Annotated in this window: 25 protein-coding genes; 14 read left to right on the plus strand and 11 right to left on the minus strand. The window is 58.6% G+C overall.

All coding sequences use genetic code 11. The features are described 5' to 3' along the window. Nucleotides 1-65 precede the first annotated feature (65 nt). Both AC3ITA_RS20280 and AC3ITA_RS20285 read right to left on the minus strand, forming a co-directional pair. Nucleotides 66-872 (minus strand): MOSC domain-containing protein, encoded by an 807-nt coding sequence (locus AC3ITA_RS20280; RefSeq protein WP_095946251.1) that lies wholly within the window; start codon nt 870-872, stop codon nt 66-68. Nucleotides 873-1,078: 206 nt separating this feature from the next. Further along, nucleotides 1,079-2,014, minus strand: a complete 936-nt coding sequence (locus tag AC3ITA_RS20285; protein ID WP_150673604.1) for a chemotaxis protein CheV — start codon at nt 2,012-2,014, stop codon at nt 1,079-1,081. A 463-nt stretch (nt 2,015-2,477) separates the two neighbouring features. Between AC3ITA_RS20285 and AC3ITA_RS20290 the strand changes: the two genes are divergently transcribed. The 3 genes from AC3ITA_RS20290 to AC3ITA_RS20300 all read left to right on the plus strand — a co-directional run bounded on the left by AC3ITA_RS20290 (nt 2,478) and on the right by AC3ITA_RS20300 (nt 4,784). Continuing rightward, nucleotides 2,478-2,948: a hypothetical protein gene (locus AC3ITA_RS20290; protein ID WP_095946334.1), complete on the plus strand. Its 471-nt coding sequence runs from the start codon at nt 2,478-2,480 to the stop codon at nt 2,946-2,948. Between the two features lie 286 nt (nt 2,949-3,234). Then, the gene (locus AC3ITA_RS20295) at nt 3,235-4,128 is read left to right on the plus strand and encodes a sensor histidine kinase (RefSeq protein ID WP_150673637.1); all 894 of its coding nucleotides are present in this window, start codon (nt 3,235-3,237) and stop codon (nt 4,126-4,128) included. Then, nucleotides 4,125-4,784, plus strand: a complete 660-nt coding sequence (locus tag AC3ITA_RS20300) for a response regulator (RefSeq protein ID WP_095946332.1) — start codon at nt 4,125-4,127, stop codon at nt 4,782-4,784. The genes AC3ITA_RS20295 and AC3ITA_RS20300 overlap by 4 nt, the downstream gene beginning before the upstream one ends. Here AC3ITA_RS20300 and yegS read toward each other — a convergent pair. Further along, the gene (yegS, locus tag AC3ITA_RS20305) at nt 4,768-5,685 is read right to left on the minus strand and encodes a lipid kinase YegS (RefSeq protein WP_095946331.1); all 918 of its coding nucleotides are present in this window, start codon (nt 5,683-5,685) and stop codon (nt 4,768-4,770) included. The genes AC3ITA_RS20300 and yegS overlap by 17 nt on opposite strands. A 208-nt stretch (nt 5,686-5,893) precedes the next feature. Between yegS and AC3ITA_RS20310 the strand changes: the two genes are divergently transcribed. After that, nucleotides 5,894-6,208, plus strand: a complete 315-nt coding sequence (locus AC3ITA_RS20310) for a hypothetical protein (protein ID WP_224790035.1) — start codon at nt 5,894-5,896, stop codon at nt 6,206-6,208. A gap of 64 nt (nt 6,209-6,272) precedes the next feature. Here the strand turns inward: AC3ITA_RS20310 and AC3ITA_RS20315 are convergent, their stop codons facing one another. Both AC3ITA_RS20315 and moaB read right to left on the minus strand, forming a co-directional pair. Next, nucleotides 6,273-7,499: a molybdopterin molybdotransferase MoeA gene (locus tag AC3ITA_RS20315; RefSeq protein ID WP_150673603.1), complete on the minus strand. Its 1,227-nt coding sequence runs from the start codon at nt 7,497-7,499 to the stop codon at nt 6,273-6,275. Next, nucleotides 7,483-8,022 (minus strand): molybdenum cofactor biosynthesis protein B, encoded by a 540-nt coding sequence (gene moaB / locus AC3ITA_RS20320; protein WP_095946329.1) that lies wholly within the window; start codon nt 8,020-8,022, stop codon nt 7,483-7,485. Before moaB ends, AC3ITA_RS20315 begins: the two co-directional genes overlap by 17 nt. 81 nt (nt 8,023-8,103) lie before the next feature. On the opposite strand from moaB, the gene mobA reads away from it, so the two are divergent. After that, a complete protein-coding gene (mobA, locus tag AC3ITA_RS20325) occupies nt 8,104-8,706 on the plus strand; it encodes a molybdenum cofactor guanylyltransferase MobA (protein ID WP_095946328.1) in 603 nt (200 codons plus the stop codon). Nucleotides 8,707-8,783: 77 nt separating this feature from the next. Beyond that, nucleotides 8,784-9,005 carry a YgdI/YgdR family lipoprotein gene (locus tag AC3ITA_RS20330; protein ID WP_007994800.1) on the plus strand — a complete coding sequence of 74 codons (222 nt, stop codon included), beginning with the start codon at nt 8,784-8,786 and terminating at the stop codon, nt 9,003-9,005. A gap of 250 nt (nt 9,006-9,255) precedes the next feature. Here the strand turns inward: AC3ITA_RS20330 and AC3ITA_RS20335 are convergent, their stop codons facing one another. The 4 genes from AC3ITA_RS20335 to AC3ITA_RS20350 form a co-directional block, all read right to left on the minus strand. Further along, complete coding sequence (locus tag AC3ITA_RS20335) at nt 9,256-10,146, minus strand: pseudouridine synthase (protein ID WP_095946327.1); 891 nt, start codon at nt 10,144-10,146, stop codon at nt 9,256-9,258. 126 nt (nt 10,147-10,272) lie between these two features. After that, entirely contained in the window at nt 10,273-10,590 is a 318-nt protein-coding gene (locus tag AC3ITA_RS20340) for a transcriptional regulator (protein WP_150673602.1), read from the minus strand. Nucleotides 10,591-10,762: 172 nt separating this feature from the next. Continuing rightward, the gene (locus AC3ITA_RS20345) at nt 10,763-10,999 is read right to left on the minus strand and encodes a glutaredoxin family protein (RefSeq protein ID WP_150673601.1); all 237 of its coding nucleotides are present in this window, start codon (nt 10,997-10,999) and stop codon (nt 10,763-10,765) included. A 104-nt stretch (nt 11,000-11,103) separates the two neighbouring features. Next, on the minus strand, nt 11,104-12,312 hold the full coding sequence (locus AC3ITA_RS20350; RefSeq protein ID WP_150673600.1) for an ammonium transporter: 1,209 nt from the start codon (nt 12,310-12,312) through the stop codon (nt 11,104-11,106). A gap of 328 nt (nt 12,313-12,640) precedes the next feature. Between AC3ITA_RS20350 and AC3ITA_RS20355 the strand changes: the two genes are divergently transcribed. From AC3ITA_RS20355 to AC3ITA_RS20390, 8 genes are all read left to right on the plus strand, one after another. Beyond that, nucleotides 12,641-12,955, plus strand: coding sequence for an ElaB/YgaM/YqjD family protein (locus AC3ITA_RS20355; protein ID WP_095944929.1), 315 nt, complete (start codon nt 12,641-12,643; stop codon nt 12,953-12,955). A gap of 1 nt (nt 12,956) precedes the next feature. After that, nucleotides 12,957-13,346, plus strand: a complete 390-nt coding sequence (locus tag AC3ITA_RS20360) for a phage holin family protein (RefSeq protein WP_150673599.1) — start codon at nt 12,957-12,959, stop codon at nt 13,344-13,346. Continuing rightward, complete coding sequence (locus AC3ITA_RS20365; protein WP_150673598.1) at nt 13,343-13,687, plus strand: hypothetical protein; 345 nt, start codon at nt 13,343-13,345, stop codon at nt 13,685-13,687. The genes AC3ITA_RS20360 and AC3ITA_RS20365 overlap by 4 nt, the downstream gene beginning before the upstream one ends. Nucleotides 13,688-13,902: 215 nt before the next feature. Next, nucleotides 13,903-15,231 carry a deoxyguanosinetriphosphate triphosphohydrolase gene (locus AC3ITA_RS20370; RefSeq protein WP_008049102.1) on the plus strand — a complete coding sequence of 443 codons (1,329 nt, stop codon included), beginning with the start codon at nt 13,903-13,905 and terminating at the stop codon, nt 15,229-15,231. A gap of 178 nt (nt 15,232-15,409) precedes the next feature. Then, entirely contained in the window at nt 15,410-15,802 is a 393-nt protein-coding gene (locus AC3ITA_RS20375) for a response regulator (protein ID WP_150673636.1), read from the plus strand. A 245-nt stretch (nt 15,803-16,047) separates the two neighbouring features. Beyond that, a complete protein-coding gene (locus AC3ITA_RS20380) occupies nt 16,048-16,674 on the plus strand; it encodes a response regulator transcription factor (RefSeq protein WP_008002663.1) in 627 nt (208 codons plus the stop codon). Between the two features lie 8 nt (nt 16,675-16,682). After that, nucleotides 16,683-20,324, plus strand: coding sequence for a transporter substrate-binding domain-containing protein (locus AC3ITA_RS20385; RefSeq protein WP_489278304.1), 3,642 nt, complete (start codon nt 16,683-16,685; stop codon nt 20,322-20,324). A 49-nt stretch (nt 20,325-20,373) separates the two neighbouring features. After that, nucleotides 20,374-23,319, plus strand: a complete 2,946-nt coding sequence (locus AC3ITA_RS20390; RefSeq protein ID WP_489278305.1) for an HD domain-containing phosphohydrolase — start codon at nt 20,374-20,376, stop codon at nt 23,317-23,319. Here AC3ITA_RS20390 and AC3ITA_RS20395 read toward each other — a convergent pair whose 3' ends face one another. Both AC3ITA_RS20395 and AC3ITA_RS20400 read right to left on the minus strand, forming a co-directional pair. Beyond that, nucleotides 23,320-23,802 carry a GAF domain-containing protein gene (locus tag AC3ITA_RS20395; RefSeq protein WP_095944935.1) on the minus strand — a complete coding sequence of 161 codons (483 nt, stop codon included), beginning with the start codon at nt 23,800-23,802 and terminating at the stop codon, nt 23,320-23,322. After that, nucleotides 23,799-24,689, minus strand: coding sequence for an ATP-binding protein (locus AC3ITA_RS20400; protein ID WP_095944936.1), 891 nt, complete (start codon nt 24,687-24,689; stop codon nt 23,799-23,801). Before AC3ITA_RS20400 ends, AC3ITA_RS20395 begins: the two co-directional genes overlap by 4 nt. Between the last annotated feature and the right edge of the window lie 7 nt (nt 24,690-24,696).

A 24,696-nucleotide genomic window follows, 5' to 3' on the forward strand; every position in this document is an offset into this window, starting at 1 on the left:
GGGCTTCACTGCCATAAAAAATGCCCGTGTTTTTCGACACGGGCATTTTTTTATTCTGCGCAAAGTTACTCAAGGATCTCCACCGGCATGCCGACTTCGAGTCGACCGTTGCCGTCGTTGACCAGGTTCTGGCCGAACATTGCGCCGTCCGCCTGGGCACGGTATTTCTGCAAGGTGGCCAAGGGTTCGCGATCTTCGCTGCGCTCCCCGGTCTGCGGGTCGATGGTAGTCAGGATGCAGCGCGAACAGGACTTGACCACGCGAAACTCGGCCTCGCCGATACGGATACGCTTCCAGCCATCCTCGGCGAACGCTGCACTGCCTTCGATCACCAGGTTCGGCCGGAAACGCAGCATCTCCAACGGGCGCCCGACCCGTTGCGACAAGTCCTCGAGAGAGGCCTGGCCAATCAGCAACAGCGGATAGCCATCGGCGAAGGCCACCTGGTCGTCATCCTTGCCGAAGCCGGCCTCCGTCATCCGCGCCCGATCCAGCGGCACTTGCACCAGGCGTGTCGGTTTGCCGATGAACCGGCTGACCCAGGCCCCCGCTTCATCGCCCGCATCAGGGACTCGCAAGGTATCGCGCCAGATCGTCACGCCACGCAACTCTGCATCGTTACCAGGCATGGCAATATCGATCGGCGAATGGCCGGGCGCGCTGAGGGTCAAGCCACCCTCGGCATTCCACAGCGCCGACAACTGGCTCATCTGCGCCACCGCGCGCTGGGTCAGGAAGCGCCCACTGGCCTCGTCCACCAGCATCCAGCGGCGATCGCCGTCCAGTCCGAGTTTATCGAGGCCGATCGCTTGCAAGGTCTCGGCCTTGGCGGACTTCAACGGATAACGATACAGCGCGCTCAGACGCAACATGGCCAGCTCCCTGTCAGGTAAAAACGCCACCCTATACGAGCTTGATCACCGAATCAAAGGCTGACAATCGCTTACCGCCATCCCTGTGGGAGCGAGCTTGGTCCGGGCGGCGTTCCGACGATGAGTGCGTATCAGTCGACATTGAGGCCAAATGTCACACCGCCTTCGCGAGCAGGCTCGCTCCCACAGTATGTCCGCTGTTTTATTCAGGCCGTTACTTCGTCGAGCATCAGGCGCTGGCGCACCACATCGACGAGTTTGTCCGGCTGGAATTTGGAGAGGAAATTGTCGCAGCCGACCTTTTTCACCATCGAGTCGTTGAAGCTGCCGGACAGCGAGGTGTGCAGCACCACGTACAAGCCGCGCAGGCGCGGATCGTTGCGGATCTCGGTGGTCAGGCGATAGCCATCCATTTCCGGCATTTCCGCATCGGTGAAGACCATCAGCAGTTTTTCGGTCATGTCCACGCCGGTATCGGCCCAGGCCTTGAGCATGTTCAAGGCCTTCAACCCGTCACTGGCGATGTGCATCTTCACGCCCAACTGTCCCAGGGTATCGCGCAATTGCGTCAAGGCCACGTTTGAGTCATCCACCAGCAGCACCTCACGGCCACGGGCACGTTCCAGCACCGGATCTTCGAGCTTGTCGCGGGAGACCTTGGCGTTGTACGGGACGATTTCGGCCAGGACCTTTTCGACGTCGATGATTTCCACCAGTTGGTCATCGACCTTGCTGATGGCTGTCAGGTAGTGCTGGCGGCCGGCGCTGCTTGGGGGCGGCAGGATGGCTTCCCAGTTCATGTTGACGATCCGGTCCACCCCGCCGACCAGGAAGGCCTGAACCGAACGGTTATATTCGGTGACGATAATCGTGCTGCCAGGCCCCGGCACCAACGGACGCATGCCAATGGCCTGGGACAGGTCGATCACCGGCAGGGTCTGGCCACGCAGGTTGACCACGCCGCACACAAAAGGATGGCGCTGCGGCATCAGCGTCAACTTTGGCAGCTGCAGGACTTCCTGTACTTTAAAGACGTTGATCGCGAACAATTGCCGTCCGGCGAGCCGGAACATGAGAATTTCCAGGCGATTCTCACCCACCAGTTGCGTGCGTTGGTCTACCGTGTCGAGAATGCCGGCCATCAATGACTCCAGGTCTTGTTCGGATGAATTCACTTAAGGAAGGTTATCGGCTGTTGTTGCCGAAGCTTGACCCTCTCTAAAATGCCACGCCCGGCCATTGATGTCACATTAACATCATGCTTTACTGACGCTGTGATTACATTTGCCGCACTTCTTCGCCACGCGACCCTGGTTCTCGCGAAAGGTTCCCCTGCGTAAGGGATTCCCCTATCAACAATCAGGTGCAACCTGATATTCGCAATATCCAATAGCCATTAATGTGACGCCATTCTCATTGCATGAACGGAGTCAGGCTTTTGTGTGCGATCGCAAGCCAGTGGCCAACCACCTTCTCGTGTTCCCCAGCCTGCTTGCGGGCCAGTCGCAGTTCGTTCACCCGACGACTCGGCAATGCCGGGGTTCCGACCGCCCTCGTCGACACACACGATATCCCCTCATTTGACATGACGTTGTGGAGATAAGTATGCCGAACGACCGTAAAGAGTGGGCTCAGCGGCTCCCGGAGTTTCTTGTCGAGGCTGAAAAACTCCTGGCTAAAACCGAGGAATGCCTGAGTCATCTGCAGCTGATCAGCAATGACAAGGACGCCATCGACTGCATGCTCAGCACATTGCTCAAGCTGGCCAACAAGGCCGATACCCTGGCGTTGGCGGCCGTGTCTGAATTCTCTCTGCATATTCATGGCCTGCTCAATCATGCACAGAACACCATGAGCCTGCACGACGAGGCGCTCAGTGCCCTGAAAGACTGCCTGACCCTGATTGCCTGGCAACTCGAACTCATCGACCAGACCACCGGACAGCTCAGCCTCGACGACAGCGAGCAGGTCACCCTGATCGAAGCCTTTGCCTTTCAGGTCGGGCAAAGCCGGTTTCAACCACCGGTCAACGCCAGGCCTTTCACCCTCGTATCCTATTCGGAGCGACAGGCCTGAACTTGCCAAAACATGCCATATGGCGTGTTCTGGTTATCAATTCCGCGCTGTAACTTGAGTGCGCACATGTCGCAAATGACCACCTATATACGGACGCGACCAACGGTATCTTAAGTGCTACCATGCCGCCTGTTAGTTGACGCCAATTAATGGCAGTGTGAATGCAGCCGGACACAGCTCATTGCAGTTCGGAGCTGAGCTCGTCGGCGCTCCACATAAAAAACAGGGGCCTGTCAGCCAGCATGACCGGTCAGCCCGCAGCGAACATCCATTGGCTCCATCCGCTATGCACGCCAGCCTCAAGTCAATCGCCAAGTGGCCACCCTCCCGGGAAAATGCACGCTCATTTACGCTGTCGCTATGCGCCTGCTCGACCCTCGGCAGTCTACTGGTCTATGGCTTGTCCATCCCGTTGCCCCTGTCATTGCTGGTGCTCAACATTGCGGCACTGACCAGTGTTGTCGCGCAGTACTGCCTCTCGCGCAAATCGATCAAATTCCAGCCCCAGGAACTGGCCGACCGGCTGTTGCAGGTCCAGGAAAACGAACGTCACCGGCTTAGCCGCGAACTGCATGACGACATCGGTCAATTGCTGACCGCCGCCAAACTGCAAAGTGACTGGCTCAAACGCCGGATGCCCGAAGAGCTCCAGGGACAATGCACGGTCCTCTGCGACACGCTGGAAGAAACCCTGGCCAAAGTTCGTGACGTATCCGCCATTCTCAATCCCCGGCAGTTGACCAGCCTTGGGCTGGAAGCCAGTCTGCGGGCGCACCTGCTCAAGACTTTGGCCAACACCCCGGTGCACTGGAGCCTGGAATGCCAGCAGCGCCTGACCGGCATACCGGAGGAAATGGCCGTGGCAGCTTTCCGCATTACCCAGGAAGCGGTCACCAACATCCTGCGACATGCCCAGGCCAAGAACCTGCTAGTGTGCCTGCAGCGCCTGCCCCAAGGCCTGAAGTTGCAGATCAGCGACGATGGTCAGGGCTTCGCCCCCGCAACCGACCCTGGTCGTGAAGGGCAGCGCGGTATGGCCGGGATGTCGGAACGGATCGATCAACTGGGCGGCACACTGACCGTGACCAGCGAGCCGGGTAAAGGCACTCAAATCGAAGCTCTTTTCCCCTGGGCGCCCCGCGCGCTCGAACGGGCCAGTTCGAATAAGGTTATGCATTGACTTGTAATTTACTACTGGTGGATGACCACTCGCTGATCAGGGCTGGCGTGCGCGCCCTGGTAATGGATCTGCCCGGCTATGCCGTCATCGGTGAGGCCAGTGACGGCTCGCAGCTGCTCGAAATGGTCGGGCATCTGTCCCCGGATATTGTCCTGCTGGATATTTCGATGCGCCAGACCGGCGGCCTCGAAGCCTTGCAACAGCTCAAGCGGGTGCGCCCGCAGAGCAAGGTGCTGATCCTCTCGATGCACACCGACCCGACCCTGATCATGCAGGCGCTGGAGTCCGGAGCCCATGGCTACCTGCTCAAGGACACCACGGCGACCGAACTCGAACACGCGCTGGAGGCCTTGCGCAACAACGAGCGCTATCTGAGCCCGGCCATTGCCCACACGGTGATCAACCAGGCACTGACCCGAAACCAGAAACACCAGCCCGAACCTGCCGACTCGCACAACCTGACGGCACGTCAGCTGGAAATCCTGCGGTTGATCGTTCGCGGAAAATCCACTCGAGAGATCGCCAACGGCCTGGGGTTGAGCGTCAAGACCGTCGAAACCCACCGTTCGCAGGTCATGAAGCGCTTGCAGATCTACGATGTGGCCGGCCTCGTGCTGTTTGCCGTGCGCGAACAAATCATCAGCCTTGATGACTAGGCACTTCACCGGCACGTAACAGCGGCGAACCCTCGGGCAGATGCACGAGTAACGCCGCCGGGCGAACCGAGAAACGCAGGTTGTCCCCTTCCAGCGGTTCTCCATCAAGATTGATGTACAGCCCTTCCGAAACCTTGATCTCGACCCAGGGCAGGCGCGCCCGGACAAACAGGCTGTCGATGCCGAAACCTTCGGTCAGCAGGTTTTTCAATGTCCCGACCACCTCCTGCGGCGCTGGCAGGATGCTGATATCCAGCAAACCGTCATCAACCAATGCCTGCGGGCACAACACCCGCCCACCTCCGGCCTGCCGGCCATTGCCGATGCCCAGTGCCAGCAGATCGCCGCGCCAGTGAAAATCCGGCCCCTGCAATTCACCGTAGGCGGTATGCAGCTCATTGAAGCGTGACAAGCCGGTGAACAGGTATGCCGCACCGCCGAGGATTTTCTTCAGATCCTCCGGGGTGTTCGCCGTGACATGACTGCCGAACCCACCGGTCGCCATATTCAGGAATATCTGCCCATCAACCTCCCCCAGATCAATGGCAGTCGGCACGCAATCAAGCAGCTCCAGCGCCTGATCAGGCTCCAGAGGCACACCCGCCGCACGCGCAAAGTCATTGGCGGTACCTAACGGCATCAATACCAGGCCGGCCTTTTTCGAATGCCCGGCCATGGCTTCGGCGATATCGCGCAAGGTGCCATCGCCGCCTCCGGCAATGATGTATCGATACCCGGCCGCCAACGCTTCGCCCACCAGTCTCTGCGCATCGCCGGCTTCCCAGGTCAATCGAACAGCCAGCTCCCAACCTCGCTCACGCTGGTTTTCGACGGCGGTGCGAACCGCCTCGTTGAGCGCTTGCTTGCCATGCAGAATCAATAGCGCCTTGCGATCGCTCATTACTCACTCCCGCTTTGAATGGCATCTGGGAGATGTTGACCGCGAAGGCTCCGGTAAAAGTCGCAAAAAATCGAATTATTTCCAGCCGGAAAGTCTTGCCCCCCACACCACAGGAATTTTCTTACAAAACATGAGGAATCGGCCCAATTGACCGGAGATCTGAATTGATAGAGTTTTAGGAGCCAGCGGGACATCACAAGGAAGTGCCATGCAACGCCAAAACCTCGCGTCACCGACCCTTTCGGTCTTGCCGCTCACAGATAATAAAAATGCAGGCCATCGAGCTGAATGCCGCAACAGCACAAAAGCCACGGGAGAAGTTGATATGGAACCTCGCGTCACCGAGCTGGAAACACACCTCAAGTGCATACGCAGGGACATGGAAGAAGCCCGGGATGACGTCAAATCCATCAAGCACCGGCTTGTCTATTCCGCCTGCGGAACAGCCGTGATCCTCGGCCTCCTTGGCTGGATCGCCAATAGTCGTTTCGAGCAGGTCATTTCATTGCTTCTGGCGCATTGAGTTGCCACCCACACAGGACCCGGCTCAATCAACCGGGCCTTGTGTGACAGAGCCACTGAAACTATCAGCCCAGGACTTCGCTCAGCGGAATGAAGAAAACGCTATCGCCCTGAGCCAGCGTGCGACCCTCCAGGACTTCTACCAGTCCATCAGCCCAGGCAGCGCTGCGCAGTACACCGGAACTCTGGTTCTTGTAGATCGTCGCCCTGCCGTTTTCCAGCCGTCCGCGCAAATACTCGCGCCGATTGCCTGGCTGGCGCCAGTCAAACCCCGCCGGCACCTGCACCTTCAGTGGCTCAACGTCTTGCACACCCTGACGGCGCAAGAGATAGGGTCTGGTCAACAAGGCAAAGGTCACGAGGGTCGACGCCGGATTGCCCGGCAAGCCAATCACCGGCACACCGCGAAAATGCCCGAACGTCAGCGGTTTACCCGGCTTGATGGCGAGTTTCCACAGCGTCAGTTCGCCCTCTTCGCGCAGGGCGATGCCCAGAAAATCGGCTTCCCCCACCGATACGCCACCGGTCGAGAGGATCAGGTCGACATCCTTCAACTCACCTAATCGGGAGCGAGTGGTTTCCAGATTGTCCGGCAGAATTCCCGCGTCGACGACCTCACACCCCAAGCGCTGCAACCAGCTACACAACAACACCCGATTGCTGTTGTAGATCTGCCCTGGCCCCAGCGCCTGCCCCGGCTCAATCAACTCGTCACCGGTAGACAGCACCGCCACGCGCACCTTGCGAACCACTTCCAGCTCAGCACATCCCAAGGAGGCAGCCAATCCTTGCTCGATCGGCCCCAGCCGCGTACCTGCCGGCAGAATCAACTCGCCGACGGTGGTTTCCTGGCCTTGCGGGCGAATGTTCTGACCTTGGCTCAAGGCTTGAGTGAAACGGACTCGCTCATCGGCCTGAACCTCGGTGTTTTCCTGCATCTCGACGCAATCGGCACCGGCGGGAACAGGCGCCCCGGTGAAAATGCGCGCACAGGTGCCTGGCTGCAACGGATCGGGGGCCTGACCGGCAAACACCTTCTGACTGACCAGCAACGGCTCTCCCGTCCAGTCAGCCATGCGCAAGGCATAACCGTCCATGGCGCTGTTGGGCCAGGGTGGCAGATCGAGCGTCGACACCAGATCTTCAGCCAGAACGCGCCCTTGTACCTGCGCCAACGGCAAGCGTTCACGCTCGACAATCCTCGAGGCCTCGGCCATTTCCAGCAAGCGCGCCAACGCCTGCTCGACAGGCATCAGGCTGCCAGACTTGCCAGGCTTACCCACGGGATTCACAAGGCGCAGCCTGTTTCAAATGGGGCACGAAATTGCACGGACGATGCCGCGAATCCAGCTGCTCGGCCAGTATGCCGTCCCAAGCGGTGCGTACGGCATTGGTCGAGCCCGGCAAGCAGCAAACCAGCGTGCCGTTGGCCAGACCGGCCAACGCCCGAGACTGAACGGTCGAGCTGCCGATATCGGCAACCGAGATCTGGCGGAACAGCTCACCAAATCCATCGACCTGTTTGTCCAGCAGGCAACCGACGGCTTCCGGCGTGCTGTCACGCCCGGTAAACCCGGTACCGCCGGTGATCAGCACCACCTGCACGACATCGTCGGCGATCCAGTTGGCGACTTGCGCTCGAATTTTGTAGAGGTCATCTTTGAGCAACACCCGGGCGGCCAGGTAATGACCGGCAGCGGTCAAGCCGTCGACAAAGGCCTGACCTGAGGTGTCGGTTTCCAGTGTGCGGGTATCGCTGACAGTCAGCACTGCAATATTCAGCGGTGCGAAAGGTACATCAGCCTTGGCTTTCATAGGCTCGTCCAGTTGTAGGAGAAACAGCCCGGTGTTATATCACAGCGCTCCGTTTTTTCGCCGCCCCCATGGAGGCCTGCCATGACCACGAATTCACAATTGCCACCCTGCTCCATTCTGCTCCTGGCGGGCGGCCGCGGCCAACGTATGGGGGGGCGGGACAAAGGGTTGCTGGACTGGCACGGCGAACCGCTGATTGTGCATCTGCATCGCAAAACCCGTCCGCTGACCGATGACCTGATCATCTCCTGCAATCGAAACCTTGAGAAGTACGCCCCCTACGCCGACCAGTTGGTCCACGATGATGAAGGTGACTTCCCCGGGCCGCTGGCAGGTATTCGCGCAGGCCTGAAAGCTGCTCGCCATAGCCACCTGCTGGTCATGCCGTGTGACGTTCCGGGTATTGATGCTGCGCTGATCGGCACGATGCGCGAGGCCGCCAACCTGCATCCGGACAAGCCGTTGATGGTGCGGCATGATGGCCACTGGGAGCCGTTGTTGTGTGTAATTCCCGTGCTACACAGGGCAGTATTTGAGAATGCCTGGAACGAGGGTGAGCGCAGCCCTGGCCGGTTGATGCGCAAGCTCGGCGCGACAGCGCTGCAATGCCCGGACAACGACCCTCGGCTGGCAAATCTCAACACGCCGGAACTTTTAAGCGGTCATGACACTGTGTCAGACTGATATTGATCAGGAACTTGCGTGGACGGTGCACGTCTCAAGTTCAGCAACCAAAGAATTCTTTTTCGGAGACACAACTCATGACTCAACGGACCCTCGCCACTTTCATGCTCGCACTGGGCCTTGCCACCCTCGCCGGTTGCGCGTCGCCTACAGTGATCACCTTGAATGACGGTCGAGAAATCCAGGCCGTCGACACGCCACAATTCGACAAGGATTCCGGTTTCTACGAATTCGAACAGCTCGACGGCAAACAGACCCGCATCAACAAAGACCAGGTTCGGACCGTCAAGGAGTTGTAATCCTGAACCCGCCGGATACAGAAAAGCCCGCTTGATGCGTAATGCTGTTCACTTAAGCGAATGTGGTCCTCTGTAGGAGCGAGCTTGAACGCGATGGTCGTTAACGATAACGCGTATTTACTGGCTAAACGCGGCGTTCTTGAGTCCATCGCGAGCAAGCTCGCTCCTACAACTTCCTTAACTGAACAGCATTACGCTTGATGCGGGCTTTTTCATGCCTGGAGAACAGCGCTTCAGAGTCGCTTCCTGATCACCATTGCAGGGTGATTTCACTCTCGAACTCACGCGCCTGGCCGGTGACCGGATCGATAAACTTCAGCCCCTGAGCCAGCAATTTCAAAGGGTTGGCGTAGTCATCCTGCGCATCCTTGAGCACATCGGGGTAAAACGGGTCGTTGCAGATACCGGCGCCCAACGCCGCCATATGTACCCGTAGCTGATGTTTCTTGCCTGTCACCGGGTAAAGACCATAACGCCAGAGATCCCCCTGTTTCTCCCTGACTTCGACCGCCGTCTCGGTGTTGCTGGCTCCCGGACCTTCCTGCATGCGGAAGAACGGCTCCCCATCGACCAGTCGGCTCTTATGAACCAACGGAAAAGCCAGGTCGGGTAACGCCTTTGCGATGGCCTCGTAGCGTTTTTCGATTTGCCGGGTTGGAAACAACGACTGATAAGCCGAACGGCTCTGCGGATTGGCAGAAAACAGCACCAGCCCTGCGGTGTGCCGGTCAATGCGATGCAATGGCACCAGGTGCGGATTGTCCAGGCGCCGAATCAAGCGTCGCAGCAGCGTCTGTTCGACGTATTCGCCAGCCGGCGTCACGGGCAGGAAATGTGGCTTGTCGGCTACCACCAGATGCTCGTCCGCGTACAGAATCGACTCGATCACCGGGATCGGCTTTTCATCCGGCACTTCGCGAAAATAATGAATCCGCAAACCTTCCCTGTAGGCCAGATCGAGGGCAATCGGCATGCCCTGCCCGTCGAGGACCCGGCCACGGGCAATCCTGTCCAGCCATTGTTCACGACCGATGGCGCTGAAATGCTCACACAGGCAATCGACAACAGTCTGCCACGGGCCAGGTGGCAAGTAGAGCGTACTGGCCTGACTGTGTGCCGCGGAAAAAGAAGAAGTGGACATACGAAAGCTCTAACCCTCAGTGCAGGCTGGCATTATCCAACAGCAAGGGGAATGAACCTAGGGGGCGTTCTCAATAAGTTTTCCCCGCATGAAAACCTATTGAGAACGCCCCCTGGAGAAGATTCCTCAAGCCGGGATCTGTGCGCGCGCCACCGCTTCGGTGTACTCCTTGAGCCAGCGCAGTACATCGACCGCCTCCCAGCGAGCGGGGTCATACAGGGCGTACAACAATCCCTGATAACCCACGACATCGAGTTGCCGGTGATAACCCGCGCGTTGAAACAAAGCTTCGATTTCTGCGAAACAGGTATTGAAATGCGTTTTGTTGAAGGGCGTTTTCCCCTCGGTCACCAGACCATCCAGACGCAACTCAAGGACAGCCTCGCGTACGACGTCCGCGGACATCCGGTTCACGCTGTTCTTCAACTGTTCGACATTGACCACTATTCATCCCTCTGACGCCCGGGCTTGCCTGCTCACTCCCGAAAATCAGGAACGGCAAGGCAGGCACCGCGAATAACTGTATGCGCATACAGTATCCGATCAACGCCGAATAAGCCAAGGGGATCGATCGCAAAGTTCGACAGGCGGGACATGCCGCCAGCGCAAGAACCGCTCAACGCAGGAACGCCACCACCTGATCGGCACTGAACGGCCAGCTCAGTTCAGCGCCGGTATCGACTCGCCGCAACACCGGAATCCGCAGGCTGTAGGCTGCGAACCATGATTCATCGTCGGCGATGTCCACCAGCTCCACCAGCAGACCGCGCTCGACGAACTCCATCAACATGGCTTCGGCTACTTCACAGAGATGGCATCCAAGGGTGCCGAACAGCTGACATTCGGGAAGCATGAGCGCTCAACCAGAAAATGAAGTGACCATTCTAGGCCTGCCCCGAAAAACCGTCGAGCCATTGAGGCCCCTACCTGATGCCACCGTAAATAAAGAGCCCCGAATCAGTCCTGGCTCACGGCACCGATCTTGTGGATCGACAGGTCCGCGCCGTAGTACTCCTCTTCCTGGCTCAGGCGCAATCCATGCAACGCCTTGATCACGCCGTACACCGCAAACCCGCCGGCCAGTGCCACAGTGATGCCCAGCGCAGTGCCGATCAACTGGCTGATCAGGCTGACCCCGCCCAGCCCGCCCAAAGCGATCTGACCGAAAATGCCGCAGGCGATGCCGCCCCACACGCCGCACAAGCCATGCAACGGCCACACCCCCAACACATCGTCGATGCGCCATTTGCCTTGGGCCGCGGTGAAGCACCAGACAAACAGCGCCCCCGCGACGGCACCGGTGACCAGCGCTCCCACAGGATGCATCAGGTCGGATCCGGCACAGATTGCCACGAGCCCCGCCAAAGGGCCGTTGTGCAGAAAGCCGGGGTCGTTGCGCCCGACAATCAGCGCCGCCACCGTACCGCCAACCATGGCCATCAACGAGTTCACCGCCACCAGTCCGCTGACACCTTGCAGGGTTTGCGCGCTCATGACGTTGAAGCCGAACCAGCCAACGATCAGGATCCACGAGCCCAGTGCCAGAAACGGGATGCTCGATGGCGCGAACGCGACCAGCCGACCCTCGCGATAGCGGCCATTACGCGGCCCGAGCAACAGCACCGCCGCCAGTGCCAGCCAACCGCCCATGGCATGCACCACCACGGAGCCTGCGAAATCATGGAAACCGGCGCCAAAGCGTTCCAGCAACCAGGCTTGCAAACCCAGGTTGCCGTTCCAGACAATGCCTTCGAAGAACGGATAGATGAACGCGACGATCAACGCGGTTGCACACAACTGAGGAGCAAACCTGGCGCGCTCGGCGATCCCCCCGGAAATGATCGCCGGGATCGCCGCGGCAAAGGTCAGCAGGAAGAAAAACTTCACCAGTCCATAACCATGGTCGGCATTGAGCACGGCCGCTGGCTGCATGAACGTCACGCCATAGGAAATCCAATAGCCTATAAAGAAGTAGGCCAGTGTCGAAACGGCGAAGTCGCTGAGGATTTTCGACAACGCATTGACCTGGTTTTTCTGTCGCACGGTTCCGACTTCGAGAAAGGCAAAACCGGCGTGCATGGCCAGAACCATGACCGCACCGATCAGAATGAACAGCGTGTTGGAGCTATGGACCAGGGTGTCCACAGCACTTTGCAGATTTTCCATGGAATGGGCAGACCTTATGGCAGAAAAAAGCACCAAAGCAGTTCGCGATGGCTGCCCATGCACCAAGTTGCAGCTTCAAGGCATCAGCGTACTGATCCCGTTGAACCACTTTGGCGCACGGACGCCGCCCAGGAAAAACGCGCCCCGGCCGTTTACGCGAGTTTTTGATTGTTGGTCCTACGGTTTTACTGAAATCATGCCCGGCATTAGCGCAATGGTGCGCACCGGCGCACCAAGACTCAGCAAAAGTTGTACCAGTCATTTGTACTGAACCTTCGTCGAAGGCTCATACTCGAACGCATCAGAAAGCCACTTAAGGAGATCCACCATGGCCCGCACACAGGCAAAGACCGCCCAAGAAATCCTGATGAACGACTTTCAGACACTGGTCAGTGACACCGAGCGCTTGCTGGAGCACACCGCGACCCTGGCCGGCGATCAGGCCGACGAGTTGCGCGAGCAGATTCACGGCAGTCTCTTGCGTGCCCGTGAAACCCTGAAACTGACCGAAGATTCCCTGCGCGAACACGGCAAGGCTGCTGTCACCGCCACTGAAGACTATGTCCAGGCCAACCCTTGGCAATCCGTCGGGATCGCGGCCGGCGTGGGTTTCCTGATCGGCCTGCTGGCCAGCCGGCGCTGATATGTCGATCGGCGAATCCGGCCCGTCCGTGACGGGAACCAGCTCCTCATCGCGGCGCCTGGGTGCTGCCTTCCTTGGGTTGCTGCATAGCCATGTCGAACTGTTCGGCATCGAATTGCAGGAACAAAAAGCCCGCACCGTCAGCCTGCTGCTGTTTGCCGGCCTGGCGCTGGTGTTTGCGTTGCTGCTGCTGGTAGGGCTGTCGACGCTGGTGCTTATCGTGTTCTGGGACACCTATCGCCTGACCGCCATCATCGGGCTCTGCGTGTTCTACACCCTCGCCGCCATATTCTGCGGAATGCGCTTGAGGGCGGCGATTTTCGATGAGTCCTCGCCCTTCAATGGCACCCTGGAAGAGCTGGCCAACGATCGGGAGCGCCTGCTGCCATGAGCCTGCCTGAATTGCCAAACAACAGCTCGCGCGCGGAAATGCGCAAGGCCCTGATCCGCCTGCGCATGGAAATGCACCGTCAGGAAATCCGCCACGAATCCGCGCAACTGCTGCAGCCCTTGCAACGGGTGCGCGGGATGACGCAAAACCTGCAGGACGGTTTCGGCATCAAGCACGCTCCACTCTGGGGCGTGGCCGCTGTCACCTTGCTGGGCTTTCTGACCGGCAAGGGTGCGAAAAACGGGGGTGGCCTCAGCAGTCTGACCCGGCTGATCCGCCTCGGCGCCACACTGGGGCCGCTGATCAAACTGATCATGCAGGGCTCTTCGCGCAAAGACTGATCAGTTTTTTCTGGCTGTATTCTTGCCATGCCGACGGGATGCGCCCCTTTATCGAGGGGTGCAATCCTGTGCGCCTGCCCGGCCAACAAGCACCCTCCAGGACATGATCTTGCAAGGAGGCCTCGATATCGACGCCGCCGGGTTGTAGTTCCGCTTGCAGGTCATGGCGCGAAACGGGAAGCTAGGCCATCAGACACCTGACGGAGAGACCCGCCTTGGATTGGCACACACTGCTTACCCGCGAACGCCTCGGAAAACCTCTGCACAGCCCTGAAGAACTCGGCCGCAGCCCTTTTCACAAAGACCACGACCGCATCATTTTCTCGGGGGCTTTCCGCCGCCTCGGGCGCAAGACCCAGGTCCATCCGGTGTCCAGCAATGATCACATTCATACGCGCCTGACCCACTCGCTGGAAGTCAGCTGTGTGGGTCGTTCGCTGGGCATGCGCGTCGGCGAAACCATCCGCAGGACTCTGCCCGAATGGTGCGAACCCAGCGACCTGGGGATGGTGGTGCAATCGGCCTGCCTGGCACATGACATCGGCAACCCGCCGTTCGGCCATTCCGGTGAAGACGCGATCCGTCATTGGTTCCAGCAAGCCGCCGGCCGCGGCTGGCTGGATGCCATGAGTGAGGCCGAGCGCAATGACTTCCTGAATTTCGAAGGCAATGCCCAAGGCTTTCGGGTACTCACTCAACTGGAGTATCACCAGTTTGACGGCGGCACCCGCCTGACCTATGCAACGCTGGGCACGTACCTGAAGTATCCATGGACAGCCAGGCACGCCGACTCGCTGGGCTACAAGAAACACAAGTTCGGCTGTTATCAGAGCGAGCTGCCACTGCTGGAGCAGATCGCCCATAAACTCGGCTTGCCACAACTGGAGGAGCAACGTTGGGCGCGGCACCCGCTGGTGTACCTGATGGAGGCCGCCGACGACATCTGCTATGCGCTGATCGATCTGGAAGACGGCCTGGAAATGGAGTTGCTCGAATATGCCGAAGTCGAATCCCTGCTGCTGGGTCTGGTGGGCGATGACTTGCCGGAGACCTATCGCCAGCTCGGTCCCGACGATTCGCGCCGGCGCAAACTGGCGATCCTGCGCGGTAAAGCCATCGAGCACTTGACCAATGCCGCGGCCCGCGCCTTCGTCGAGCAACAGGATGCGCTGCTGGCCGGTACGCTGCCCGGCGATCTGGTGGAACACATGCACGGTCCCGCCAAGCGTTGCGTACTCAATGCCAAGGACATGGCCCGCAAGAAAATTTTCCAGGACAAGCGCAAGACCCTGCACGAGATCGGCGCCTACACCACGCTGGAAATCCTGCTCAACGCCTTTTGCGGTGCCGCGCTGGAGCAGCACAACGGGCGTACGCCGTCGTTCAAGAGCCGCCGCATCCTTGACCTGCTGGGCAACAATGCACCCGATCCTCACGGCCCGTTGCATACCTCGTTTTTGCGCATGATTGATTTCATAGCCGGTATGACCGACAGCTATGCCAGTGACATGGCCCTGGAAATGACCGGCCGTGCCAGCCACTGAGGAGAATGGATTGATCAGCCATTACGGCATTCGTTATGGCCGATCCCCCCTTCAACATCCAACAGCACTCAAGTTTCGTCGAATCGCCCTACAGCACATGGCGAGCAAACTGATCGCTTGCCCGGAACGCTCGCGAAACAATCGCCCTCCCTTCTGTTCGACAGATGAAGTGTTCCCCATGGCCGAAGACGATCTACACATCCTCGTGGTAGAAGACCACCCCTTCCAACTAATAGCCACTCAATACCTGCTGGAAAGTTATGGCTTCACCCGACTGACGACCACCGACAGCGCCAAAGGCGCCGTGCAGCAAATGCTCGAGGCCGATCAACCGTTCGACATCCTTTTATGCGATCAATGCCTGCCCGATCTGAAGGGGCTCGATCTGGTCCGGTTCGCCAGCCAGCGAGGGCTGATTAGACAGGCAATCATTCTGAGTAGCCTGACGACCTCTGAACTGGATGAACTTGAAAAAACGGCCATTTCACATGCGCTGCCATTATTGGGTTACTTGATAAAACCATTGAAACAATCTGAATTTAGAGACTTGTTGACCTCAGCAAAACTATAAAAAAACACTTATAAAAACCAGCAAACATACAAAACAAAACTTACCAACAACCCCCCTTTAAATCGCACCCAAATGCTGGACTTTTTTCAGCCTTCCTAATAAGAAACCTAGTTAATGCGTAGTCCTATTCTTTTTAATATGTAGGACTTTTCCTATATTGCTGCTACAGGTCAGTCAGTTCATGCGCCTCTTCAACTATCTGAGCTATGGTGCGCGCTTTATTTGAGCTCGTATGGGACTTGATTATGAACTCCGTTTTTATTGTCGACGATCACCCCGTTATCCGCCTTGCCGTTCGAATGTTACTGGAACATGAAGGTTACAAAGTCGTCGGCGAAACTGACAATGGGGTCGACGCCATGCAGATGGTTCGCGAATGTATGCCGGACCTGGTCATTCTCGACATCAGCATTCCAAAACTGGATGGTCTGGAAGTGCTGTCCCGATTCAATGCAATGAGCACCCCCCTTAAAACACTGGTACTGACAGCACAATGCCCGACACTTTTCGGTATTCGTTGCATGCAATCGGGCGCATCGGGCTATGTCTGCAAACAAGAGGACATCAGTGAACTGGTCAGCGCCATAAAAGCGGTATTTGCAGGTTACAACTATTTCCCCAGTGAGGCCTTGAACCCCGTCCGCGGAGATGAAACACGCTGCATCGAACTGGAACTGTTCAAATCGGTAAATGACCGGGAACTGATGGTCTTGCAACTTTTTGCCCAGGGCCGCACAAACAAGGAAATCGCCAAGGGCATGTTTCTGAGCAACAAGACCGTAAGCACCTACAAAAAGCGCCTCATGCAGAAACTCAAAGCCAAATCCCTGGTTGAACTGATCGAGATGGCAAAACGTAACGCGCTAGTGTGAGAATCTGGATGCCCAGCCGTTTGAAGGTCTATCTGATTCAACTGACCGCAGGTCTATGCGTGAGCACCTCGTTGTTCGGGGCACCGGGCAATGAAAACTACACGTTGCTCAGCCGCTCGAAGGTCGGAGCGCTGGAGGTTCGGCTGGATGAATCCCAGCAACAATGGATAACACAAAAAAAACAACTGACGCTCGGTACGTCGGCCCCGGACTATCCCCCATTCGACCTGACCACCAGTGGCCGGGACTATGAAGGGTTTACCGCCGATTACGCCGGTCTCCTGGAAAAAGTAACCGGTTTGCCCGTCACGGTTCAGCGTTTCGATTCCCGAGGGGCCGCGATCGCTGCGCTGGAGAACGGCGATGTCGATCTGCTGGGCACCGCCAATGGATTCGAAGCCGGCAATGCTGACATTGCCCTGTCCATACCCTATGCCGTCGACCAACCCGTACTGGTGACCCGCGAAGGGGAAACCCGATCCCTCACCGATGGTCTGGCCGGATTGCGCCTGAGCATGGTGTATCACTACTTGCCGCTGGCGGAAGTCAAGGCGTTGTACCCGAAGGCGATCATCACGTCCTATCCGTCTTACCAGAATGCGATCAATGCCGTTGCTTTCGATCAGGCGGACGTGTTTCTCGGTGACACCATTTCAACTCACTACATGATCAACAAGGGGTACCTGAACAACATCCGCATGGCCAACTTCGGCAAACATGAAGCCTTTGGCTTCAGCTTCGCCGTCAACCGGAACAATCCCGAACTGCTCGGCATCATCAACGCGATGATCACGGCCATCCCCTCCAGTGAACGGGAAAACATCGCCAAACGCTGGAGCGCCGGCAGCGACATTCTGCTGACCGATCAAAAGCTGCAACTCACCGACCGGGAGGAACGCTGGCTGAGCCACCACCCGATTGTGCGCGTTGTCGTCAACGAAGCCTTTGCGCCACTGACATTTTTCGATAGCAATGGCAACTTTCGTGGCGTCACCGCGGATCTGCTTGAGCTGATCAGGCTGCGTACCGGCTTGCGCTTCGATATCCGGAGCAGTCGAAGCGATGACGAGATGATCCAACAGATCAAGGACAACAGGGTAGATGTGATTGCCGCGTTGCTCCCCAGCGCCGAACGTCAAACCCAGCTGAACTTTACCCGCCCCTTTCTGGAAAACTCCTACGTCCTGCTGACCCGCAAAGCAGCCGACAGCCCGACCAACCTCGCGCAGTTGCAGGACAAGCGCCTGAGCATTGCCCGCGGTAATCCACTCATGGATTACCTGCGCAGAGAGTTTCCCCGGATCAAGTTGATCGAAACCCCGGACACCTTCAGCGCCGTGGAGTTACTTGCCGAAGGCCAGGCCGAGGGCGCGGTGAACTCACTGGTCATTGCCAATTATTTCATTTCCTCGCGACTGTTCGAGCACACATTGCAAATCAGCACCACCATCGGCACCGAACAGGCCGCGTTTTCCCTTGCCACCGCTCGGGGCGCCAAAGAGCTGAACGCCATTCTCGACAAGGCGCTGCTGAGCATCTCGCCGGAAGAACTGGGCATCATCAACAGTCGCTGGCGCGGCTATTCGGCGTCCTCGCAAAGCACCTGGCGCAACTATCAAAGACTGTTCTACCAAATCGTCATCGGTGCAGGCGTGCTGTTGCTGATTTCCGTTGCGTGGAACGACTACATGCGACGCCAGATCAAGCAACGCAAGGCGGCCGAGCGTGCGCTGAACGATCAATTCGAGTTCATGCGATCGCTGGTCAATGGCACACCCCATCCGATCTACGTGCGTGATCGCCAGGGGCTGCTGCAAAGTTGCAACGACAGTTACCTGCAAGCGTTCTGCGCCCGGCGTGAAGATGTCATCGGCAAAAGCGTCATGCAGGGATCGATGAGCAATGTGTTCGAAGCCCGGGAGTACCAGGCCGACTACCAGCGCGTGGTGGCCGAGGGCAGACCGTTGATCGTCGATCGCGAGCTGCACATTGGTGGCCGGCGACTGACGATCTACCACTGGATTCTTCCCTATCGGGATTCCAGCGCAAAAGTGCAAGGCATTATCGGTGGCTGGATCGACATCAGCGAACGGCGGCAACTGCTCGATGATCTGCGTTGCGCGAAAGAGCGCGCCGATAACGCCAACCGGGCCAAAAGCACGTTCCTGGCCACGATGAGCCATGAGATCCGCACACCGATGAATGCAATCATCGGCATGCTTGAACTGACACTCAAGCGTCTTGATCATCAGCACCCGGAGCGTCCGGCCATCGATGTCGCCTACCACTCGGCGAAAGGGTTGCTGGAATTGATCGGCGACATTCTGGACATCGCCAGAATCGAATCAGGCCGATTGAGCCTGAGTCCGGAGCGGGTCAATCCGGGTGAACTCGTGACCTCGGTCACGCGGATTTTCGAAGGCCTGGCCCGACAGAAGGAACTCGAACTGGTACTGGAGTTTTCATCGGCGAACCCGAACTTCGATGTGTTGCTGGATCCGTTGCGCTTCAAGCAGGTGCTGTCCAACCTGATCAGCAATGCCATCAAGTTTACCGAACAAGGTCAGGTCCGGGTCATTGTCGACCTGCACCCGGCAACGCAACCTGAGCGTGTTCAGATGCGGCTGCAGGTTCACGACAGTGGTATCGGGATCAGCGAACAGGATCAACAACGCCTGTTCGAACCCTTCGCCCAGGCCGACCACGCCATGCAATCGGCCAGGGGAGGCGCAGGGCTGGGGCTGGTGATCAGCCGCAATCTCTGCGAGATGATGGGCGGCAGCCTGCAATTGCACAGCGAGCCGGGCATCGGCACCCAAGTGGAGGTGTTGTTGCAGCTGGAGACGTTGCCGCTGCAACAGTTGGCCCAAGTTGTCGAAACCCAAGTCGTCGTCGCCACAACCCCATTGAATGTTCTGGTAGTCGACGATCACTCGGCCAATCGATTGCTCACATGCCAGCAACTGGAGTTTCTTGGGCATCGATTCACTGTCGCGGCCGATGGACAGGAGGGATTGGAGGCATGGAAAGACCAGTCTTTTGATCTGGTGATCGCCGATTGCAACATGCCGGTCATGAACGGTTACGAGCTGGCACGTGCCATTCGCCAGCATGAGCGACAACTCCATCGCCCTCCCTGTACCGTTCTTGGCTTTACCGCCAATGCCCAACCGGAAGAAATACAACGCTGCAAACAGGCAGGTATGAACGACTGCCTGTTCAAACCCCTCAGCCTCGGGGCCTTGAGTCAATGGGTGCAAGGCATTGAACCCACCCATGCAGCCCCGGCGTTCAGCCTTCACGGATTGAAACAGCTGACCGGGGGCAACCCGGTGTTGAACCGACGATTGCTGAACGAACTGGTGAGCAGCAACCGCCAGGATCTGCCGACGCTGTTGTCGCTATCCAGCTCAGGGGATACGCAAGCGCTGCGAGACATTGCCCACAAAATCAAAGGCGCGGCCCGGATAGTTCAGGCCTCCCGCCTGATCGACTGCTGCGAGGCACTCGAAGCCGCCTGCCATGAGGATTTCGATCGCGAAGAAGTGGCCGGATGCTGTAAATCCATGGAGCGCGTAATGCTTGAGCTGGAGGACGCATTGCTACGTCAGATCGAGCATTACGACCAAGGCAAAATGCCAGAGCCTTAACTATGCTTGGTCCCTCGGCAGTGTGTTGACCATCATGGAGAAACCCGCAATGCCTGACCCACTGCGCACGGATCCACGAAGGTTTCCGCTGCATGTCCATATCAGCGTGATGTTCACCTTTTTGTTGTTGCTGACCGGGGTGGTGCTGGGGCTTTTCAACTACCGGCAAACCACACAGATCATCTTGTCCAGCAGTGAAAAACTCTTCAACCGCATCGAGCAGGATGTCCGGCTGGACCTGCACGCGACCTATGACCCCATTCGTCATCTGTTAAGCCTGTTGGCACTCAATCCGGCGGGCCAGTCCCCTGATCTGGAACAACGCCTGGCACTGCTCGAACCGTTCAGCCAGTCACTCGAGGACAACCCCAACCTGGCTTCGCTGTACCTGGGCTACGACAATGGCGACTTTTTCATGGTCCGCCCGCTGCGTACCCCAGAGGTCAAAAACCTGGTCAAGGCCCCGGACACGGCGGTTTACCAGGTCTGGAGCATCGAGCACGACAGCAGCGGGCAGGCCCACTCCCAGTCGTTGTTTTTCGACCGGAACCTGACACTTGTCAGCCGTCAGGACAACCTGAACGACACCTACGATCCTCGCAACCGCGCCTGGTTTACCAGCGCCCGCGTCGACAATGCCCAGATCACCACCGAACCCTATATCTTCTTTTCCACCCACAACATCGGCACGACGCTGGCACGACGTAGCGGTGACAAGGCAATCCTGGCCGCTGACCTGACCCTGGCCGAACTCAGCGCGACCCTGGCCAAGCACGTCGTGACCCCCAATACCGAAATCGTCCTGTTCGATGCCGAAGGCAATGCCATTGCCTACCCGGACAGCCGCAGGCTGATCATCGATGATCAGACGTCCCGTCTGATCAAGGCGGCGGACCTGAGCCCCAGCCTGGGTGCGTTGCTCAACAGTCCCCCTCAGGGAAGTCGCCTGAACGCCAGCGGCCGGCAGTGGATCGTGGCCCGCGGCAGCATGCAGGAAGGCGGCCCCCAAGGCCTGCAACTGGCGCTGCTGGTGCCGGAAGACGAGTTGCTCGTCGACGCGTACCGGATGCGCTGGCAAGGTGCGCTCATTACCCTGGCTACCCTGCTGTTATGCGTACCGCTGGGTTGGCTGACGTCAAGAGTTCTGGTCAAACCCTTGCGCGCACTGGTGCAGGAGGCCGATGCGATTCGCAGTTTCGATTTCAATTTTCCGCTTTCCCGTCGCTCGCCGGTGCTCGAAGTCGACCAATTGAGTGTGTCGATGGCACGGATGAAAGACACCCTGGCGAGCTTCTTCCAGATCACAGACAGCCTCAGCGCCGAAACCCGTTTCGCCCCGCTGCTGGAACGGGTGTTGTTTGAAACCGTGAAAATCGGTCAGGCCCAGGCCGGCCTGATCTATTTGCGCGAAGGTGACGGCGAGCACATGGAACCCCATGGACTGGTCATCAACAACACCGCCGAAAACCTGCAAACCTTCGACATCAGCGGACACTCGCTCAAGAACCCGCAAAGCCCCCCATGGCTGCACCAGTTGGCCAACGTCGACACTGTCGTCAGCAACCTGGGTTTCGAGCAGGCGGGTGACCTGCAGAAAATCCTGCTCGCCCTGGAAAGTCCCCGGGTCCATCTGATCGGTATCCGCCTGCACAATCGTCACAACGAAACCGTGGGCGTGCTGGTATTGCTGTTGGCCGACAGCGGCGAGCAGAGCGATCTGGACAAACTGCGGCCGGACCGCATTGCGTTTCTCAAGGCGGTGTCCGGCGCGGCCGCCGTGTGCATCGAGAGCCAGCGCCTGCAAGCCCGGCAAAAACAGCTGCTGGACGCCTTCATTCAACTGCTGGCCGGCGCCATCGACGCCAAAAGCCCCTACACCGGGGGCCATTGCCAGCGCGTTCCGGAACTGACCCTGATGCTCGCCCAAGCGGCGGCAGACAGCCAGGAGCCCGCCTTCAGCGCTTATCAACCAACCGAAGATGAATGGGAGGCACTGCACATCGCCGCCTGGCTGCACGATTGCGGCAAAGTCACCACCCCGGAATACGTTGTCGACAAAGCCACGAAACTGGAAACCCTGACCGATCGCATCCACGAAATCCGTACCCGCTTCGAGGTACTCAAGCGTGATACCTGGATCAGCTACTGGCAGGCCATTGCCCTGGGGGGGGACGAGCCAGCGCTGGCAGAATTGCGCAATGCCAGCCTGGCCGGGCTGGATGATGATTTCGCCTTCGTGGCCCGATGCAATCTCGGCGGTGAAGCCATGGCCGACGCTGACCTGCAACGCCTGCGCTGCCTGGCTGAACGCACCTGGACCCGAACCCTGGATGACCGGCTGGGCGTGTCCTGGGAAGAAAACCGGCGTCAGGCCCGAACGCCCGCCCCTACCCTGCCCGTCAGCGAATCGTTACTGGCGGACAAACCCGAGCATCTGTTCGAGCGCAGCGATAACGAAGTGATACCGCAAGACAATCCCCTGGGCTTCAAACTCGACGTTCCACCCCACAAATACAACCGGGGCGAGCTGTACAACCTGAGCATTGTCCGGGGCACACTGACGAGCGAGGAGCGTTATGTCATCAATAACCACATCGTTCAGACGATCCTGATGCTCAACCATCTGCCGTTCCCCGAGCACTTGCGCAACATCGCGGAAATAGCCGGCGGGCATCACGAAAAAATGGACGGCACCGGGTATCCGAAACGCTTGAAGCGAGAAGAAATGAGCCTGCCGGCGCGGATGATGGCGATTGCCGATATCTTCGAAGCCTTGACGGCCGCCGACCGCCCCTACAAAAAAGCCAAGACCTTGAGCGAGGCGCTGGGCATCATGGCGTTGATGTGCCGTGATGCCCACATCGACCCGGAGGTGTTCGGGCTGTTCATCAAGACACAGGTCTATCTGCAGTACGCCAGGCGCTTCCTCGACCCTGGGCAGATCGATGCGGTGGACGCCTCGGGCCTGCTGGCCAAGGCCGGCCTGGCGTCTTGATCAGCAGTCGGTCAGGCGCAGGAAAATCGCCGCCAGTTGTTCGATTCCAGCCTGGTCCTGCGCGGTGAAACGCGCGAGTTTCGGACTGTCGAGGTCAAGCACGCCGATCAATCGGCCGTCCTTGACCAGCGGCACCACCAATTCGCTGTTCGAGGCGCTGTCGCAGGCAATGTGACCGGGGAACGCGTGCACATCTTCGACTCGTTGAGTCTGCCGGGTGGCTGCCGCCGCTCCGCAAACGCCGCGACCAAACGGAATCCGTACACAAGCGATCTGCCCCTGAAACGGGCCCAGCACCAGTTCTTCATGACGGTTGAGGTAGAAACCGGCCCAATTCAAGTCATCGAGTTGGTTGAACAGAAACGCCGAGAACTGTGCGGCATTGGCGATGAAATCCCGCTCGTCCGCCAACAAGGATTCAAGCTGCGCCTGCAGCATGCCGTAGCCTTCGAGGCCTTGGCCGCTCTTTTGTAAATCGATCATGCCTTGTGCTCCAACAGCTTCAGCCCGACCCAATAACGGGCAAATTGATAGGCGCAACGCCCATTGCGATTGCCTCGGCCGGTGGCCCAGCGCACCGCCAGAATGTCCAGCTCCTCGGTGCGCTGCCACGCCAGTCCGGCCTTGCCAGCCAACTGGCCGATCCAGTGCTCGACGACGTCGAGGAAGTGTTCCTGGGTAAACGGATAGAACGACAGCCACAAACCGAAACGGTCCGATAGCGCGATCTTGTCTTCCACCGCTTCGCTCGGATGCAGTTCGCCGTCAACCCGTTTCCAGTTTTCGTTGTCACTTTCCTTTTCCGGCACCAGGTGGCGACGGTTGGACGTGGCGTACAGCAAAACGTTGTCCGGTGCCTGTTCCAGCGAGCCATCGAGGACACTCTTGAGCACTCGGTAATCACCCTCGCCCGACTCGAACGAGAGGTCATCGCAAAACAGCACGAAACGCTGGGGCAGCTTGCCGATCTGTTCGACCACCCGCGGCAGGTCCGCCAGGTGATCACGTTCAATCTCGATCAAGCGCAAGCCGGCTTGAGCGTGCTCAGCCAACAAGGCGCGCACCAGCGACGACTTGCCTGTGCCGCGCGAGCCCCAGAGCAAGGCGTGGTTGGCCGGCATGCCATCGAGGAACTGTTGGGTATTGCGCCCAAGCTGCTCGACTTGCCGGTCGACGCCGATCAGGTCCGACAAACGCATGTCGAGGCTGACCTCCAGCGGCATCAGATAACCGCCGCGCGACTCACGCTGCCAGCGCGCGGCCAGGCATTGCGTCCAGTCGATGGCTGGCCGGGGGGCCGGCAGCAACGGCTCGATACGGGCCAGAACGGCATCGGCACGTTCAAGAAAAGCATTCAATCGGGAATCCACGACTTCT

This window comes from Pseudomonas sp. GL_090 (assembly GCF_057837765.1).

Bases quoted from the DNA above. Each gene is read 5' to 3' on its own strand.
- AC3ITA_RS20280 (WP_095946251.1), bottom strand. From the start codon at position 872: ATGTTGCGTCTGAGCGCGCTGTATCGTTATCCGTTGAAGTCCGCCAAG.
- AC3ITA_RS20285 (WP_150673604.1), bottom strand. From the start codon at position 2,014: ATGGCCGGCATTCTCGACACGGTAGACCAACGCACGCAACTGGTGGGT.
- AC3ITA_RS20290 (WP_095946334.1), top strand. From the start codon at position 2,478: ATGCCGAACGACCGTAAAGAGTGGGCTCAGCGGCTCCCGGAGTTTCTT.
- AC3ITA_RS20295 (WP_150673637.1), top strand. From the start codon at position 3,235: ATGCACGCCAGCCTCAAGTCAATCGCCAAGTGGCCACCCTCCCGGGAA.
- yegS (WP_095946331.1), bottom strand. From the start codon at position 5,685: ATGAGCGATCGCAAGGCGCTATTGATTCTGCATGGCAAGCAAGCGCTC.
- AC3ITA_RS20310 (WP_224790035.1), top strand. From the start codon at position 5,894: ATGCAACGCCAAAACCTCGCGTCACCGACCCTTTCGGTCTTGCCGCTC.
- moaB (WP_095946329.1), bottom strand. From the start codon at position 8,022: ATGAAAGCCAAGGCTGATGTACCTTTCGCACCGCTGAATATTGCAGTG.
- mobA (WP_095946328.1), top strand. From the start codon at position 8,104: ATGACCACGAATTCACAATTGCCACCCTGCTCCATTCTGCTCCTGGCG.
- AC3ITA_RS20330 (WP_007994800.1), top strand. From the start codon at position 8,784: ATGACTCAACGGACCCTCGCCACTTTCATGCTCGCACTGGGCCTTGCC.
- AC3ITA_RS20335 (WP_095946327.1), bottom strand. From the start codon at position 10,146: ATGTCCACTTCTTCTTTTTCCGCGGCACACAGTCAGGCCAGTACGCTC.
- AC3ITA_RS20345 (WP_150673601.1), bottom strand. From the start codon at position 10,999: ATGCTTCCCGAATGTCAGCTGTTCGGCACCCTTGGATGCCATCTCTGT.
- AC3ITA_RS20350 (WP_150673600.1), bottom strand. From the start codon at position 12,312: ATGGAAAATCTGCAAAGTGCTGTGGACACCCTGGTCCATAGCTCCAAC.
- AC3ITA_RS20355 (WP_095944929.1), top strand. From the start codon at position 12,641: ATGGCCCGCACACAGGCAAAGACCGCCCAAGAAATCCTGATGAACGAC.
- AC3ITA_RS20360 (WP_150673599.1), top strand. From the start codon at position 12,957: ATGTCGATCGGCGAATCCGGCCCGTCCGTGACGGGAACCAGCTCCTCA.
- AC3ITA_RS20365 (WP_150673598.1), top strand. From the start codon at position 13,343: ATGAGCCTGCCTGAATTGCCAAACAACAGCTCGCGCGCGGAAATGCGC.
- AC3ITA_RS20375 (WP_150673636.1), top strand. From the start codon at position 15,410: ATGGCCGAAGACGATCTACACATCCTCGTGGTAGAAGACCACCCCTTC.
- AC3ITA_RS20380 (WP_008002663.1), top strand. From the start codon at position 16,048: ATGAACTCCGTTTTTATTGTCGACGATCACCCCGTTATCCGCCTTGCC.
- AC3ITA_RS20385 (WP_489278304.1), top strand. From the start codon at position 16,683: ATGCCCAGCCGTTTGAAGGTCTATCTGATTCAACTGACCGCAGGTCTA.
- AC3ITA_RS20390 (WP_489278305.1), top strand. From the start codon at position 20,374: ATGCCTGACCCACTGCGCACGGATCCACGAAGGTTTCCGCTGCATGTC.
- AC3ITA_RS20395 (WP_095944935.1), bottom strand. From the start codon at position 23,802: ATGATCGATTTACAAAAGAGCGGCCAAGGCCTCGAAGGCTACGGCATG.